The sequence below is a fragment of the Paraburkholderia sp. RL17-383-BIF-A genome (assembly GCF_046028015.1).
Taxonomy (GTDB): Bacteria; Pseudomonadota; Gammaproteobacteria; order Burkholderiales; family Burkholderiaceae; genus Paraburkholderia.
In genome coordinates this window covers 204,330-218,079 of sequence record NZ_JARESR010000007.1, presented here as the reverse complement: position 1 = coordinate 218,079, position 13,750 = coordinate 204,330, and the positions used below count along the sequence as shown (strand labels likewise).

Here is a 13,750-nt window from a genome sequence, read left to right as displayed (position 1 = left end):
AGACGGAAAATGTCAGGTTCCCTTCGCGGCCTTGGTAAAGGCTTCGCCGAGTTTGTCGAAATGACGCAGCGCGGCTTGTGTCAGCTCGATCTGTTTGCGCCGCGCGTCCTCCGTGTCACTGAGCATGATCCAGCCCTTTTCTCGCATCGACGTGATTCGCGCGTGTAGTGTTGCAGGCGACCCTAGCTCGCTTTGCGCCATCATGTCCCGTACCGACAGCCGGTTCTTGGTCTGTGTTGCGCGAGCTACAAACTCAAGTATCCGCTCTTCGAGCGGATCGAGCGCGGCAAGTGTAGGCAAACCGCGCAATGCCTCGGTCAGTTGAAGGAATCGCAGGTAGATATCAGCAGGACGTGTCATTGCCTACGCACTGTTGAGGATGGGCTGTTGAAGATAGGCGCTCGCGGGACGACATGCAGGCGCGTTATGATTCGCTCAATAATAAACATGGAAGAGCAGTTTACCGCAATGTCTAGCTTACGTTTGCATTTCTGGTCGATCACTGGGACTCTGATCGCGTTTTTGATCTCGCTGTGGATCAACCAGGAGGTGTTCACTCACACGTCTTTCGTTCGAGGCATAAACTGGATTTTCCTGCCGTCCGGTGTTCGGCTTCTCAGTACGTTGCTCGTTGGATTCGATGGGTTCGTCGGCCTGCTGGTTGGCGGTCTGCTGATGGACTTCTTCTATTGGTTCCCGCACGACCCGGTTCGCGCAATCGCGGGAGCCATTCTGGGTTCGCTGGCTCCCTATCTGGTTTACAGACTTGCATTGGAGCGCTACGAGCTGAAGGCGTCGCTGACAAATCTCACGCCGAAGCGATTGCTCGTGCTGGGCGTTGCGTACTCGGTGGCGAATCCGCTGCTGCACCACATCTGGTTCGCGTTGCGAGGAAATACGCAAAACATTGGCGAAAGTTTCTTCATGATGTTCGTGGGCGATCTGACCGGTGCACTGATCATGCTGTATACGATGAAGGGAGTTTTGGCCTTGTTGCCGAAACAGCCGAGCAATTCCCGCATGTCGAATCGCATGTTCAGCATTCAGTTGGCATTAAGCAGTGCATACACCAATCAGTTAGCGACGAAGCCTACCTGATTGAGTAGCCATCGGATGGTCGAACGGATGATGACGGAAAAACGACGTCTGTTTTAACAGACGTCGCCAAGGCTCGATGTGAGGTTTTCCGTAGGATCAGTCGCTGTATCCCCAGTACGCTCCGAGCGAGATCGGTCCATAGTTAAAATCCAGTTCGAGGTTCCGATCGATGCCAGAAACAAGGGCAGCGAAAGAGCAGGCAGTCGTGCAGCCTTGTGCGCCATTCTGATCGATGCCAGCAGTTGATCTGCCAAGACGATGTCACTGAGCCGGGCGATCTTCTAAACGTTATAAATACCATATCAATGTGGGCGAGGACAGGCACGTTCGTTTTTTTGATAGCTTCCGTCCGGCATAGAACTTTAGGACTATATAAGAATTTTTTGCGGGTTGAGGCGGCGAACATGTTAGCGTGGCAAGTTCGTCGCTGCCCTGCCGTCTTCGGGCGAATTGCCAGCAAGGCGCTCATAAAAAACGGGCCAATCAACTGCAAGAAGCGGTATGGTCTTGTCGTCGCGGGACAAATAGGTAAAGAAGCGCTGCCAGCCGTCAAGAAATATGCCTTTGCCTGGACTGAGCAAGCAGGGCGGTCTGGCTACCTGGGGAACTGTCGCGTGTGGAAATTGTGCAGCGATAGTGTCAAGAATCGACGATCGAATGCTCTGCAAGTTTTCGCTGTGCATGCCGACCGAGAGATAGCTCTCTACTGCTTCCACCACGCAAGTCGTGCTGAGTTCAACATAAGCAGCGCGAACTTCGTTGAGAGTCACCGATGTGAAAACTGCTTGTGCCTCTGTGTTGGTGGCTGTTCGCTTTAATACGGGAAGCTTGGCGAAATGAGGCAGCGCTCGAAAACTTGTTTCACCGCCCCGCAGTGCGTCTTGAAAATTCGGATAGCAAGCCAGCCACGAGGGCGAAGCGCAACCGACCGGTCGAGATTCTTTGACTATTCCATCGACCATGACGGCCCGTTTATGTTGCTGCAGTTCTCTCAGGTTCATTGTTATGAAAACTATAACTTTTAGTCGACAGGTTAGCAAGTATTGTCGCGCAAGGTCACGGCTACAACTAGGTTAGCGGTCACGCCAGGACGAACTTTAGGGTGCCGCGTAAGTTTTTTTCGGAGGGGGGCCCCGTTGGCCATTCGGCCATAGTTGCAGATTCGAGGCGGTGCTGCGTGCCACTCAATCTAGCGACAGCAGGGAATCTCAGAATCGCTTGCATTTTGCTGAGCAATGATGCGCTTGCGTCGCAGAGCGGGTTATGGTCGAAGGCAATCATCGATAGCGGTCAAGCCGCATAGAGTTGATGAGCTTCAAAGCAAGCGTGCGTACTTCAACGCTTGATCTGCCTTGCTTCCATCGCAGACAGGGCTTCCATGAAAATCGCTTGCACGGATGGCAATGCCTTCTCAAGCACATCGTAAACTCCCATGTCCCGGCCGCGTTGCTCCAATTTTTCTCGATATAGCTGAGCTGTCTCTATCGCGAGGGCCTTCCCCTGCGGTTGGCTTATTTTTCTGACTCGTTTCCGCGACGATGCGGTACCCACGTCGAAGGGCGACGTGTGGGATACAGCACGGATGACGGGGCATAACGACTGGAGATGGGAGTGGAGAGTCAACATGTGCGGCAGCTGCAGGTCTGCGACAGCGCCGTCGGAAGTTTGTCTATGCCCTGAACGCCACGCCATGCCGATAGCGAGCGGCCATTTTGTCGGCCCATTGCATGAAGGGGCACCCGGCCCGGACAAGACAGGAATGTCGGAAAACCCAGGATGAGTTGCTCAGTCCGACTGCAAAGTCGGAGGGGTTACTTGGCGTGTAGATCGCACCGATCACAGATTTTTATTGCCTCAGATTGTCCTGCCTGTCATTCAAGAGCGTTTCACGTTGACTCGAAAAAAAAGTTTGGATATCTTGATCGCTCCCGGGAGTTGACACCCTCATTTTCCCGGCGTGTGTTCTGTAGCCCGCTGATTCTCACAGTGGGCTATTTTTTTATGGCGAGCGCAGGCCGAACCTCATCCGGTCTTGCCGATACATTCTCGCGCTCGCACGTCTTGGGCACCTACACGCGGCATTCTCGACAATTCGTGATGCAAGCCTGGATGCCAGCTCTGATCTGGACAGAGCCGCCCTATTTAAGATTTACTGCGATGCAATTACACACGAATCCGTTCCACTTCATCGAGGCTGATGTCGTCCCGACGCCGGTCGTACAGTTGCGTGGTCCGGGTCGACGCGTGATTGGCCATCGCTGCGGCGTTTTCGAGCGATCCACCGTTCTTCAGGTACGCGGTGATGCCGGTCGCGCGGAACGTGTGGTTGCCGATCGCCGTGCGGATACCGGCCGCCAGCGCGCGGCGCCGCACCATCGCATACGCGTTCGCCTGCGGCAGCGCTCGTGTGCTCAGCTGGTTGGTGCCGCGTGCAATCGTGCGGAATAGCGGGCCCTTGGGTTCATTGCGCAGGCCGGTCTGCTCCAGATACTCATGCAGGTAGATTTCCAGCGTGTGATGACACGGCATCGCGTGCGCCTTGCCGCCTTTCTCGCGCAGACGGACCCACAGGCGCCGGTGCTGCACATACACATCCTCGACCCGCATCGCGAGCGCTGCACCGATCCGTGCGAACGAAAACACCATCAACGCGATCAGCGCGCGGTCGCGCAGCCCGATCGGCGTCGTCACATCGATGCTGTCGAGCAGTTGCCGCGCCTCGCTCGCATCGAGTACCGGCGTTTTTCCCTTTTTCGTGGTGTGGGAAGGTCCGCGCACCGACGCGGCCGGGTTGTGCGGCACGATCTGACCGGTGACGAGCCAGTCAAAGAGGTGCCGGAGCGCCGCGAGCTGCTGCTTGACGGTCGGCGCCGACGACGTCTGTGTCTGCCGCTCGATCCATGCGGCGACGTGCAATGGCTGCACCGCCGTGATTGACGTCACGCCGGCGCCGGCACACCAGGTCAGGAAGTCGCCCGCGGCGCGCGCGTACGCACGGCGTGTGTGCGGGTTGCGGATCGCCGACGCGAAGAACTCGAGAAACCGGATGCCGGCCCGCTCGCCAGCGCCGGCGACCAGCGCCGGCAACGTGGCGCCGGTGAGAAGAACGGGGGCTGTGCTAGCCACCAAGTAGCCCCTTGATCCTGCTTTCAACGTACGTTTTTGCTGCAAACACGAGCAGTTCAACCGTAAATCCGCCCGCGGCGGATGCAGCCTGCTTTGTCCGGCTCCACACATCGGGACTGCGGACGGCATCGACGAAGTCATGACCAGCCCAAGTGAGGTTGCGGAACCCAACACCGCAATTGAACCCGGGACCAGACATGCCAAAGTCCAACCCGCCCGCATGTATGAAGCGCGCCTCTTGCAGGAGGGACAGGTGGTAGTCGATCTGCTCGGCCGTATAGCCTTCAACCATCACCGTACTTGCATCTATCACGGTGAATCCTGACGAAGGTAAGGGCAGCGCCTCAAGCTTGAGCATCAGTTCTCGGACCAGGTCCATATCGCGTTTCATCACATGCCCTCGGGCTTGCTTTCCATCACAGACGGTTAACCTGCTGTCGCAACACGGCGGCAGACGTCTGGTTGTCAAAACTGAAAACCACCGGGCCACGCGTGCTGTGCTGGCGCAACTCAATGACATGCTGGCCGTACGCGTACGAGAAAACCCAACGGTTCTGTCCCACCGTCACCCAGCAGGTTCGCGCCAGATTGCCATTGCGTTCATACACTTCCAGCCGGGAAAAGCCTTGATGCCCCAAAACTGCCTGCGACAGCGGATCGATGATTTGCGCTACGCCTGAAGCGTGATGGTTTGCCTCGTCGATCACCTTCTCGATGAAATCGTCGATCTGCTTTTGTGTTCGAAGATGTCGTGCCACGTCTGGTCGCCTCTTTATATGTGATAAAGGACATTATCACATATAGAAACACTCGCGGAAGCTGCAACAGGTCAGTGGCTAAAAAATCACCGACCCGTCACGGACTGCAGGATGACGGCGAGAACAATCGGGATGGGGGGCCTAGCTGGGATGTGAATGGCGGATCAGGGCCACCGTGATCACGGCGATCGCACGGATCGCCGCCACCATGACCCGGGTCCAGTCAATCTTCTTCATCTGCCTGTGCCAATAAAAAACCCGCCTCGAGGGGCGGGTCAGAAATGCCAAAGGCCGCACGAGGCGGCCTTTGGCGAAAAAAGCAGGGCGCACGAAGGCCCCACTGCAAAAATCTTACATGAAAAAGACCGTTCGCCCAAATAGTGCAGTCCGGCGCCAGCATTCAGAAATCAGGAATCAAGCTTCCTAGGGCTCGACGCTCATCAAATGCACCAGCGATTCAGGTTTGTGACACTACCGCAGGATCGTATGCCACGCGGTTACTACCTCCCCCAGCCCCTTTGACAATACCCGGGAGCACCGGGAGCACGGCGAGAACGGTGAGGACGCTGAGCACGGCGAGCACCACGAAATTTTTTAAAACCCCCGTCACAAATGGCTTTAAGCCAAATCGATTACGGCAAAACGAGTTACTCAGATTCCGAGTCTGTTACTATCAACGTAACTTGAAATCCTGACGGCTACTTTAAACGGCAGTCCTTTCCCGGTTGAAAAAACACAACCATTTGATTTATAAGGATTTTAACGGACAATTCGTTTCATGCGCTGCGTTCTCCAGCGAAACTTAAAAATACGGGGTAGTCATGATCACGAAGAAAACTGCTGCTGCCAAAAAGGCGCCAGCTGTTCTCAATGAGAAGCAGGCAAAAAAACGGCTGTCGAAAGCACAAAAAGCAGCGCTAGCAATGCGCAAGCAGCTCTGGCCAGATATCACCGATGACAAGCTATGGCTGCGCCACGACAGAGACGGCTTCACCACCATACCGCGGACGATGCCCCTTTTCATGGATCTGATCCAGGACGTGTCGAAACAAGTGACAACAGGCAAATCGGTACCTGCCGGCAAAGCCTATCTGGTGCTCTGGTGTCGCGTTTTCGATGAGGCGCTCGTGAAGATTGAGGTTGAAACCATTGCCGCCATGGAGGCCGGCTATACGGGCGAACGAAACGTCTCCACCTGGCGCGAGCATCTGCGTGTACTGAAGGACCTGGGATTTATCGACTATGCTGCTGGGCCGGCCGGCCCCTGCCAGTTTGTACTGCTGCTCAATCCGTATCACGCAGTCCGGGCGCTCGATGCCAAGGGCTGGGTACAGAAGCTGACATATACCGCGCTATATCAGCGTGCAATGGAAATAGGTGCATCTGACTTCGATGATAAGGATGACGATGAGCTCTGAGACGGGGCGTCAGTCGTGACGGCAGGCTAAACGGTCAACCGACAACAACACTTTTATGAGAAAAGCGGTATGGGCGCTACAGAAAAAAAGGACCAGCCTCGGTGGACCGAACTGGGCAGAGTAGATCTGCGCCATACGCACGCTGACGAGCGCCTGCCTCAGGAACAGACAGTTGCGGGAGCCGATACGGTCGAGGAAGCCCTCCTGATCCTTGAACATCACCTCGGGTTCGAGGTGGGGGTGAGCACCGTTTATCTCGCCTGCCCGTTGGGCAAGATTGCAGCGCACCGCGAACACCTGACGCACATTGTCGAAAAGCGCCTCGACGCACGCGAGCGATATGTGAAGCTGGCCCTTGCCACGATGGCCGATCCGTTTGAAATATGGCAGGTCGAATATGACGATGGATCGCTCAGGCATGCCTATATAGGCCTGTTTGAGGGCAAAACGCAGATGCTGGTGATTGTGACGCACCACAGCGGCCAGTTGCTGTGGAACTTCATGCACGGTGACCACAAGTCACTCAACAAGCATCGGCACGGAGCACTCATTTTTGAGCGCCCCAAAAAGACAAAAGGCGAGCCGATAGACGGTTCGCCTGCGCCTGCCTTTGTTTAACCCCGTAGGCTGGGGGAGAGGTCTCACACGACATAGAGTCAAAGGCATCTACGGTGTTCCTACGCTGGCTATCGCTCCTTTGAAGCAGCCAGTTTCGCGCTCTGAAATTCATTATACCCATTTTTCTGCGCGACGCGCAGATCGTGCGCGCGCGACGCGCATGTGGTGCGCGTTCACAGAGCACGTCGTGCGCGCCTGACGCGCGGCGCGCGCGACGGCGCTATAAAAATCCTCTAAAGCCATGCCAGGCGGGCTTCTACAACCGCCATGCTGCAACGTTTTTGCTGCGCGACGCGCACGTGGCGCGCCAGCCGAGCGCAATTCGCGGCGCGCGCAGGATATGCGCGACGCCTCCGCGTCGCGCGACCGCGGCGTTGTCACCACGCACCTCGCCAGCATCACGCAGCGCGCCTCCCGCACTTGCTTGTTCAGGGGCGCGACATTTAATCATTTTCGGAAATTTCCGATTTCCCCGAGTCATTGCTCCAAAATAAGACTCGAAAACGGAAGCCATTGCTTGACGAATTAATTGGCATGAGCTAGTGTGTGCGGCGTTAACGCCGCACACACTAGCTCAGCCCCATGGGCTGATTTTCGTGGTCTAGGCCGCAGCACGGGCGTTCCCTGCTTGCAATTTCTGCGATTTGCTGTTATGCTTAGCAGCGTTAACGCTGCTAAGCACGATAATAATTAAAGCTACATTTTTGCGCGGCTGCGGCTATCCACGGCTCTTTTAAGCTTGTTTTGATCGATTTTTTGTGCTATTGTGCGCAGCGTTAACGCTGCGCACAATGAGGAGCAACTGCAGTGAGCAGCAGGTCAAGAATCCAGATCGCGAAGCCTGATATCGTCAGGCACTTCGACGAACTGCCTTCGCATGTGCTCAAGCTGAAGGAAATTCAGGCCATTCTCGCCAGCCAGCGTGCCTTCTGGCGACTGGCGCAAAACACGACCGCGCAGGATTTCATTGGATTCCTGCGGGACCATGCCAAGCTGCATCAGATCGAGTTTGCGTTTCCACAACGGACCGAGCAGTGCTACGTATGGGGCGATGTCCCGCTGCTTTCAATCCTTCTGTCGCTCCGGAAGGAGCTGTATCTGAGCCATTACACTGCCATGCGGGTGCACGGTCTGACAGAACAGTCTCCGACGACCGTCTACCTGTCCGAAGAACGCAGCCGCCCTGCGCAGCCCCGCGCCCGGCCACAAATTGGTCAGGCCGAGATAGATGAATCGTTTCGACGCCCACCCCGCGTTTCTCACAACTGGATTGAATACGCCGGAAGAAAGGTCTACCTGCTGAACGGGGCGTACACAAATCATTTGGGCATCGTCACCGAAGACGTCACGGATGACGATGGGCGACGGGTTCACGCGCGCCTGACCAATCTGGAGCGCACGCTTATTGATATCACGGTGAGGCCTGTCTATGCCGGCGGTGTATTCGAGGTTGCCAAGGCATTCGAGCTCGCCAGAGACCGGCTGTCCGTTAACCGGTTGATTCCGATGCTGCGGAAGCTCGATTTCGTTTTCCCATACCACCAGGCGATCGGATTCTATCTGGAACGTGCCGGGTACAAGTCCAGCCAGATCGACCTCGTCCGACGCCTGCCGATGGAATACGATTTCTTTCTGGCACCTGAAATGAACAAGACGCGCTACGACAGCAACTGGCGCCTATTGGTGCCAGAAGGGCTTTAGCCGGTCGATCAGATCGGTCACGTAGTCGAAGTAGAACCGGAACTCCTTGAGGTCAAAGTCCGGTGACACGGTCGCGGCCACTGAAGGAAAGCCCGTAACGTGGAAGTCGTACTGATCCGCGACTTGACCGAGAAACGACAGCGGCACCTTCTTGGCCTCAAACATCGACACTAGGGTCCGTTGCATCTGCTCGCCGGTGAGATCCAGCTCAAGCGCGCACAAGAGTGTATGGATGTCGACGAAGTCCTTCGGGCGGGCGCTTCCGGCATGGCCTCTTTTGACAATCGGCGCGTACTCCTCCATCTGCTGGCAGATGGCTCGCAGCTTCTCGCATACGATCATCATGGGGGAGTAAACGTAGATCAGCGTTCCTTCGAAATCCCATTCCTGCTTGTCGTGGACATACTCAAAGCGGCTGATATCGATAAGGAATTTCGTGCCCTGCCCGAGGTTGATGGCGAGTCTGCGCAGCATCTCTATATCGGTGGAGTGCTGTGCGTGAACAGCTGCGGTGGCGAGCTTGAATTCGACACCGTATCCGCCCCAGAAGGCCTGCATGTCTGCTGACAGGGTTTTGGGCCTTTCGACCATCTTGAAGTCGAAAACTTCGAAGCCAGATGCGCGGAACGTATCAGTCAATGCCCTGCGAATGCGCTCCTGCACCACTTCAAGGCTTTCACTGAAGTCCTGCTTCAGCGAAAAATCGAGATCGACCGACGCCCGGGCGCTGATCTGATGGACAAGCGCCATCGCGTTACCGCCCTTCAACACCAACTGCTCCAGCAGCTCGTCGTCAGAAAACATCGCCTGGATAGCCAGATTCTTGATCTGCGTCAGCAGATGAGTATTTTGAGGGGGCGTGTTCATGGGTCAGAGAATTGGTACCAGATAGCTATCCAATGCCTTATCGTAATAGTCTGACCCATTGCCGTACAGCCCCGACATCGGGTAGGTAGCCGACCTGCGAACAGTCTGGTCGCGCATGTGATGGGCGGGACGCCGATCACTGCGATGGCAAAGCACTGGCTACATGCCATCAATTGACATAACACCTGAACTGTCTCAGCCCTTGCCTATCGGTACTTAAGCGAGGCATTAGACATAAAAATTTCATGTCGGCGTGAGTGAATCTCAGCCTACCCCCATTGCAGACGTCGACCATCCTTGCGATGCGCTACGGTTCGTGGGTAGCCTCAACGAGGCACTCCCACAACTCGGACGAGCCGGCCTTACTCTTTATCCCGCATTGACACGAACCTATCCCCGTCAGCCGCCCCTCGGACCCTGATTGCGCACTTCTCTTAGCTGCGGCACACGCGTCAATTTGACTGGTGCCTACGGCGTCGTAGGTTTTAACGGTAGCAGCAACTGCTGAAAAAGCACCGGCTAATGAGCCAATAAGCATGACGATAAAGCAAAAGTTTTTCACCTCGTTCCCCTATGTCGCGATCTGCACCGGCCACGTCCGACCCGCCCCTACCGAATTCCTACTGAGGTGCCGGTGATGGCGATGGTGAGGGAGAAGGAGACGTGGCCACACCGTTCGACTGCTTCTCCTGATCGTCGATCTGCTTCATCGCCTTCGCCGCGTTTTCATTCGACGTACCCGTATCGTGCTGTCGCTTCGCGGCGTCGGCCGCTTGCTGGGTCGTCGTCGTCATATGCATCGTTTGCTGAGCCTGACAAATGCCAGCCTCCATAGCCAAAAATGTCAGGACCATCAAGAAAACTCGTTTCATAGCGCCGCCTTACAAAAAGTCCAACCGAATCAAAGTTACTAACGTTTTTGTTTAAGCAGATAATCCACCAAACAGAATCACAGGTTCGTCAACGCACAGACGCAACAAATTAAATGCGAGAGATATAAGGAACCGCAAAAAAAAAACCATAAAGACGAGGGTAAGCATACTTCCGGAGACGGTCATGAAGCAACGAAACGTCCTATTACTGTTGCTGGCTGTGCTTTGGCTAACTTTGACCGTGAGCCCGTTCGCCGAACCCCCAACTCCGAAACAAGCCGATCAAGACTTTCGCGTTACAGATGGCGTCGGCTGTACAGCGCACTTAGCGCCTTCGGGGCGTGGAGTAGTGCTTGAATCGTCTTGGCCGCGCGGAGCAGATCTTCACTATTGCTGGCAGGAAAGTCCGGACTTCGCGAACGCCTCGGCACGAGGTAGCTGCACGCGAGAAGGATTTCGTTCCACAGGTCCTCTAGCGCACGGGCAAAAGGTAACCGTTCTGCAGGACTCGCCGCGGCCGTCCACCAGCGACGGTTTTATCAAAGCAGGGCTGGTTTGTTACGCATGTGGGCCAGGTGACCCCAAGCAAACATGCCGCTTTGGTCTTAACGACAAGAGTTCTTCGCAATATAATTTTCTTTCTGCCGAACAAAGCGCGAAGCTCGAAGGCCGCGACGGCATTACAGTCGCGGCGTCTGCGGACCAAACTACGCTCGAATGCACTGGCAAAAATGACGTCGGATCGACTTGGACGTGGGTGATCAGAATAAATCCTGCGGATGGTTGGAAAATAACAGACGATTACTTTTATCTTGATAGAGCATCTGGAATGTACAACATAATAATTTCCCGATATTCGGGTACGTTCCAGGCTCAAGTATTCGCACTAAGAGGAGCATTGACCTCAGGAAAATGTAATAAGGTTACGGCACAAGATAAAAAGTTTTAAACGAATTAAGAAGCCGCAAGCTCATCGGGCATGGCCTGAGTGCGGATCAGGTTGCCACGCTGCTGAAAGCGTAACGACCACTTTGATTCGTGACATAACTGAGTATTAGGGTTTATACTTACCTTGTCTCCTCCATGTCCCTCCTGATATGGATTAAGCCCGCCGTGAAGCGGGCTTTTTTTCGTCCTTTGGTACGACAACGTCGCTTTCGCGTCACCCGTTGATGTGGCACTCTCTTCAAATCTTCTGACAAATGAGTGTCCCGATGAACTACCTTGCCACGCTGCCCCCGAAAAAGCGCTTCTATGCCGCCCTCGTCTGCCTGCCACTGATGTACTTCATCATGAAAGGCACGGGGATCGGTCTGACGTGGGCGAACATGCACGGCGACATCCCGACCGTGCTGCTGGTAGGCGTCGTGGCGATCGTAGCCGCCTGGAAAATGCAGCGCATCGCCGCCGCCATCGTCAGTTTTTTTGCGCCGTCGCTCTGAACAATTCCTGCCCTTTGCCGATACCTGCTGTGTGATCCAACACTACAAGGAGTAAGGCAACAATGACTTGGCACGTTTACGAAATGGAGAAGCCTGATTCAACCTTTGCAGGCATGCTGACCGTGGGTGATTTGAAGCAGCGAATGCACGACGACGCCGGAGTCGGTGCGGTTGATCTGGTCCAGGCCGAGCTGGACGATGCACTGGACGCGGCACGCGAAGCTGGGTGGACAGGTGAAGTGCAAGGCGAGCCGTACATCTTCATGCTGCCCGTCGAACAGATTTTCGAGTTTGGTTTCGTCTGGAAGGGCCAGCGCACCACGGTCATTGCACCACGCGCGTTGCCGTGGATGACGCCGCTGCACATATCACCAAACTGAGCACTATGCCCCCGCCAGAACGGTCGATGTGCTGTCAAGGGTGTTATCGGACCAAAAAAGACTATTTTTTTGCCTCGCAGGCAAATTCTCTGAAAGCCTTAACAGACAAGGCTTTAGGCCTGCCAAAGTCACTTTGAAGGCTTTTGGAGGCTCTTGCATGGGCGCGCCTGACAGCATAGGCTTCGTTCTGCGCGTGACGCAGACATAAACGTCCAGGTGATGGTTGGTCGGCTTCCCGCGCGGTGGGTTCGCCCTTGCAGGGGCAAAAAAACCCGGCTTTCGCCGGGTCCCCACATCAGTGCAGCAGGTAGAAAAGTAGTGAGTCCACCCAGTGATGCACCATTTCTTTTAATGGAGCGGACTCGACCACCTCGATCACTAGCTTGCAGGCTAGTTCGATCACAAGGTCTTTCAAATACCCCCCTTTCCGGAGGCTGGGTCAAGGAGAGGCTTGGCGTGAAGCGCCCAATGGCGGTTGCAGCCGCTGTTGGGTCGCAAGCGCTCTCCCACAGCTCGCATCGAGCATTCGTCAACACAACATCTAGTGCCTTCCGAAATGCTCGACGCTTAGTCTAGTGGAGATTCGAGACAGGTCAAATCGTTTTATTTGCCTTCGAAGTCTTGACTTCTGCTTAGCGCGGCGCGAAGCCCGCACCCCGGCAAACAAGGCTGCGCTGGACTTTCCGCGTGCCACAGGGCTTCTCCCATAAGTCGTTACAGTGTTTTGGAAGACTTGAGATAAGGAAAATACCCGTCGCTCTAGTTCGATGTCGTCGAGAATTCGTCGAGTAATCGTTGCAACGCTCGCAGTAAAACTCCTTGCACAGCGTGCCGCGTGCATCGCGATTGATCACGAAATGCGCTTCATCAGCGCTTCTTGCGGGTACATTCCCGCGGGCCCTCCTCTCCCCGAGTAGCAGCAGGCTAGCGAAAAGCGAACGCATTCGCACGGGCATCATGCAACGCGTGATGTTCGCCGCCGTGCTCTGCGATGTACTCGCTGAAACGCTGGACGTCGATCCTCTGGGCCACGTTTTCGTTTTTCCACCCGCGGGGCAACGGCCCGTCAAGCAGATGGCCAAGCAGTTCGAAATCGCCCTGAAAGTCGTAGCACAGCACTGGCCTGGGCTTGACTGGCACCCCCAGCACCCACGCCTGCAGCTCGTCGCGCAGCTGTGTGAACGGCATCGCCCGGCCCGGAAACTGGCCGAGCTGGGGCAGCACGACCTCGCGTACAAAGTCACTGCATAGCGGCCGTTCAAAATCCAGAGATTCGCCGTAGAACTCGCGCCCGTCCTCGCCCACAATGGCTATGCTGATGAGCTGGAAGCCATTGAAATCCGTGAACTCGGTATCAAGGAAATAACGGATTTTCCACGGACTACGGGGTCCCCGGTTTCTGCCCATTGCCGCTACGGTCGTTATATTTTCCATGTGCTTCCCGTATGCAGTGTCCTTCAGCTCGCCCAG

Annotated in this window: 15 protein-coding genes; 7 read left to right on the top strand and 8 right to left on the bottom strand. The window is 55.5% G+C overall.

Annotated features, from left to right (window positions below):
- Positions 1 to 12: 12 nt before the first annotated feature.
- Entirely contained in the window at positions 13 to 360 is a 348-nt protein-coding gene (locus P0D71_RS11335) for a winged helix-turn-helix domain-containing protein (protein WP_408299099.1), read from the bottom strand.
- Between the two features lie 108 nt (positions 361 to 468).
- Here P0D71_RS11335 and P0D71_RS11330 point away from each other — a divergent pair, with 108 nt between their 5' ends.
- On the top strand, positions 469 to 1,098 hold the full coding sequence (locus tag P0D71_RS11330; RefSeq protein ID WP_408299354.1) for a hypothetical protein: 630 nt from the start codon (positions 469 to 471) through the stop codon (positions 1,096 to 1,098).
- Between the two features lie 407 nt (positions 1,099 to 1,505).
- Here P0D71_RS11330 and P0D71_RS11325 read toward each other — a convergent pair whose 3' ends face one another.
- The 4 genes from P0D71_RS11325 to P0D71_RS11310 form a co-directional block, all read right to left on the bottom strand.
- Positions 1,506 to 2,099, bottom strand: coding sequence for a hypothetical protein (locus P0D71_RS11325; protein WP_408480021.1), 594 nt, complete (start codon positions 2,097 to 2,099; stop codon positions 1,506 to 1,508).
- A gap of 1,162 nt (positions 2,100 to 3,261) precedes the next feature.
- Positions 3,262 to 4,227, bottom strand: a complete 966-nt coding sequence (locus tag P0D71_RS11320; protein WP_408480020.1) for a tyrosine-type recombinase/integrase — start codon at positions 4,225 to 4,227, stop codon at positions 3,262 to 3,264.
- Entirely contained in the window at positions 4,217 to 4,615 is a 399-nt protein-coding gene (locus P0D71_RS11315) for a DUF2513 domain-containing protein (protein WP_408480019.1), read from the bottom strand. Before P0D71_RS11315 ends, P0D71_RS11320 begins: the two co-directional genes overlap by 11 nt.
- A gap of 25 nt (positions 4,616 to 4,640) precedes the next feature.
- Positions 4,641 to 4,982, bottom strand: coding sequence for a Vch_cass14 family protein (locus P0D71_RS11310; RefSeq protein ID WP_408480018.1), 342 nt, complete (start codon positions 4,980 to 4,982; stop codon positions 4,641 to 4,643).
- A gap of 821 nt (positions 4,983 to 5,803) precedes the next feature.
- On the opposite strand from P0D71_RS11310, the gene P0D71_RS11305 reads away from it, so the two are divergent.
- The 3 genes from P0D71_RS11305 to P0D71_RS11295 all read left to right on the top strand — a co-directional run bounded on the left by P0D71_RS11305 (position 5,804) and on the right by P0D71_RS11295 (position 8,719).
- A complete protein-coding gene (locus tag P0D71_RS11305; protein WP_408480017.1) occupies positions 5,804 to 6,400 on the top strand; it encodes a hypothetical protein in 597 nt (198 codons plus the stop codon).
- 69 nt (positions 6,401 to 6,469) lie between these two features.
- On the top strand, positions 6,470 to 7,018 hold the full coding sequence (locus P0D71_RS11300) for a PBECR2 nuclease fold domain-containing protein (protein ID WP_408480016.1): 549 nt from the start codon (positions 6,470 to 6,472) through the stop codon (positions 7,016 to 7,018).
- An 807-nt stretch (positions 7,019 to 7,825) separates the two neighbouring features.
- A complete protein-coding gene (locus tag P0D71_RS11295) occupies positions 7,826 to 8,719 on the top strand; it encodes a hypothetical protein (protein ID WP_408480015.1) in 894 nt (297 codons plus the stop codon).
- Here the strand turns inward: P0D71_RS11295 and P0D71_RS11290 are convergent.
- The gene (locus P0D71_RS11290; RefSeq protein WP_408480013.1) at positions 8,696 to 9,586 is read right to left on the bottom strand and encodes a nucleotidyl transferase AbiEii/AbiGii toxin family protein; all 891 of its coding nucleotides are present in this window, start codon (positions 9,584 to 9,586) and stop codon (positions 8,696 to 8,698) included. The genes P0D71_RS11295 and P0D71_RS11290 overlap by 24 nt on opposite strands.
- Before the next feature lie 620 nt (positions 9,587 to 10,206).
- The gene (locus P0D71_RS11285; RefSeq protein WP_408480011.1) at positions 10,207 to 10,458 is read right to left on the bottom strand and encodes a hypothetical protein; all 252 of its coding nucleotides are present in this window, start codon (positions 10,456 to 10,458) and stop codon (positions 10,207 to 10,209) included.
- 184 nt (positions 10,459 to 10,642) lie between these two features.
- Here P0D71_RS11285 and P0D71_RS11280 point away from each other — a divergent pair, with 184 nt between their 5' ends.
- The 3 genes from P0D71_RS11280 to P0D71_RS11270 all read left to right on the top strand — a co-directional run bounded on the left by P0D71_RS11280 (position 10,643) and on the right by P0D71_RS11270 (position 12,280).
- A complete protein-coding gene (locus tag P0D71_RS11280) occupies positions 10,643 to 11,407 on the top strand; it encodes a hypothetical protein (RefSeq protein ID WP_408480009.1) in 765 nt (254 codons plus the stop codon).
- A gap of 265 nt (positions 11,408 to 11,672) precedes the next feature.
- Positions 11,673 to 11,900 carry a hypothetical protein gene (locus tag P0D71_RS11275; RefSeq protein ID WP_408480007.1) on the top strand — a complete coding sequence of 76 codons (228 nt, stop codon included), beginning with the start codon at positions 11,673 to 11,675 and terminating at the stop codon, positions 11,898 to 11,900.
- A gap of 62 nt (positions 11,901 to 11,962) precedes the next feature.
- Positions 11,963 to 12,280: a hypothetical protein gene (locus tag P0D71_RS11270; RefSeq protein WP_408480005.1), complete on the top strand. Its 318-nt coding sequence runs from the start codon at positions 11,963 to 11,965 to the stop codon at positions 12,278 to 12,280.
- Positions 12,281 to 13,204: 924 nt separating this feature from the next.
- On the opposite strand, the gene P0D71_RS11265 is transcribed toward P0D71_RS11270, so the two are convergent.
- Positions 13,205 to 13,714 carry a 3'-5' exonuclease family protein gene (locus tag P0D71_RS11265; RefSeq protein ID WP_408480003.1) on the bottom strand — a complete coding sequence of 170 codons (510 nt, stop codon included), beginning with the start codon at positions 13,712 to 13,714 and terminating at the stop codon, positions 13,205 to 13,207.
- Between the last annotated feature and the right edge of the window lie 36 nt (positions 13,715 to 13,750).

Excerpts from the sequence above, each read along its gene's own strand:
- P0D71_RS11335 (WP_408299099.1), bottom strand. The coding sequence starts at position 360 with ATGACACGTCCTGCTGATATCTACCTGCGATTCCTTCAACTGACCGAG.
- P0D71_RS11330 (WP_408299354.1), top strand. The coding sequence starts at position 469 with ATGTCTAGCTTACGTTTGCATTTCTGGTCGATCACTGGGACTCTGATC.
- P0D71_RS11325 (WP_408480021.1), bottom strand. The coding sequence starts at position 2,099 with ATGAACCTGAGAGAACTGCAGCAACATAAACGGGCCGTCATGGTCGAT.
- P0D71_RS11315 (WP_408480019.1), bottom strand. The coding sequence starts at position 4,615 with ATGAAACGCGATATGGACCTGGTCCGAGAACTGATGCTCAAGCTTGAG.
- P0D71_RS11305 (WP_408480017.1), top strand. The coding sequence starts at position 5,804 with ATGATCACGAAGAAAACTGCTGCTGCCAAAAAGGCGCCAGCTGTTCTC.
- P0D71_RS11300 (WP_408480016.1), top strand. The coding sequence starts at position 6,470 with ATGGGCGCTACAGAAAAAAAGGACCAGCCTCGGTGGACCGAACTGGGC.
- P0D71_RS11290 (WP_408480013.1), bottom strand. The coding sequence starts at position 9,586 with ATGAACACGCCCCCTCAAAATACTCATCTGCTGACGCAGATCAAGAAT.
- P0D71_RS11285 (WP_408480011.1), bottom strand. The coding sequence starts at position 10,458 with ATGAAACGAGTTTTCTTGATGGTCCTGACATTTTTGGCTATGGAGGCT.
- P0D71_RS11280 (WP_408480009.1), top strand. The coding sequence starts at position 10,643 with ATGAAGCAACGAAACGTCCTATTACTGTTGCTGGCTGTGCTTTGGCTA.
- P0D71_RS11275 (WP_408480007.1), top strand. The coding sequence starts at position 11,673 with ATGAACTACCTTGCCACGCTGCCCCCGAAAAAGCGCTTCTATGCCGCC.
- P0D71_RS11270 (WP_408480005.1), top strand. The coding sequence starts at position 11,963 with ATGACTTGGCACGTTTACGAAATGGAGAAGCCTGATTCAACCTTTGCA.
- P0D71_RS11265 (WP_408480003.1), bottom strand. The coding sequence starts at position 13,714 with ATGGAAAATATAACGACCGTAGCGGCAATGGGCAGAAACCGGGGACCC.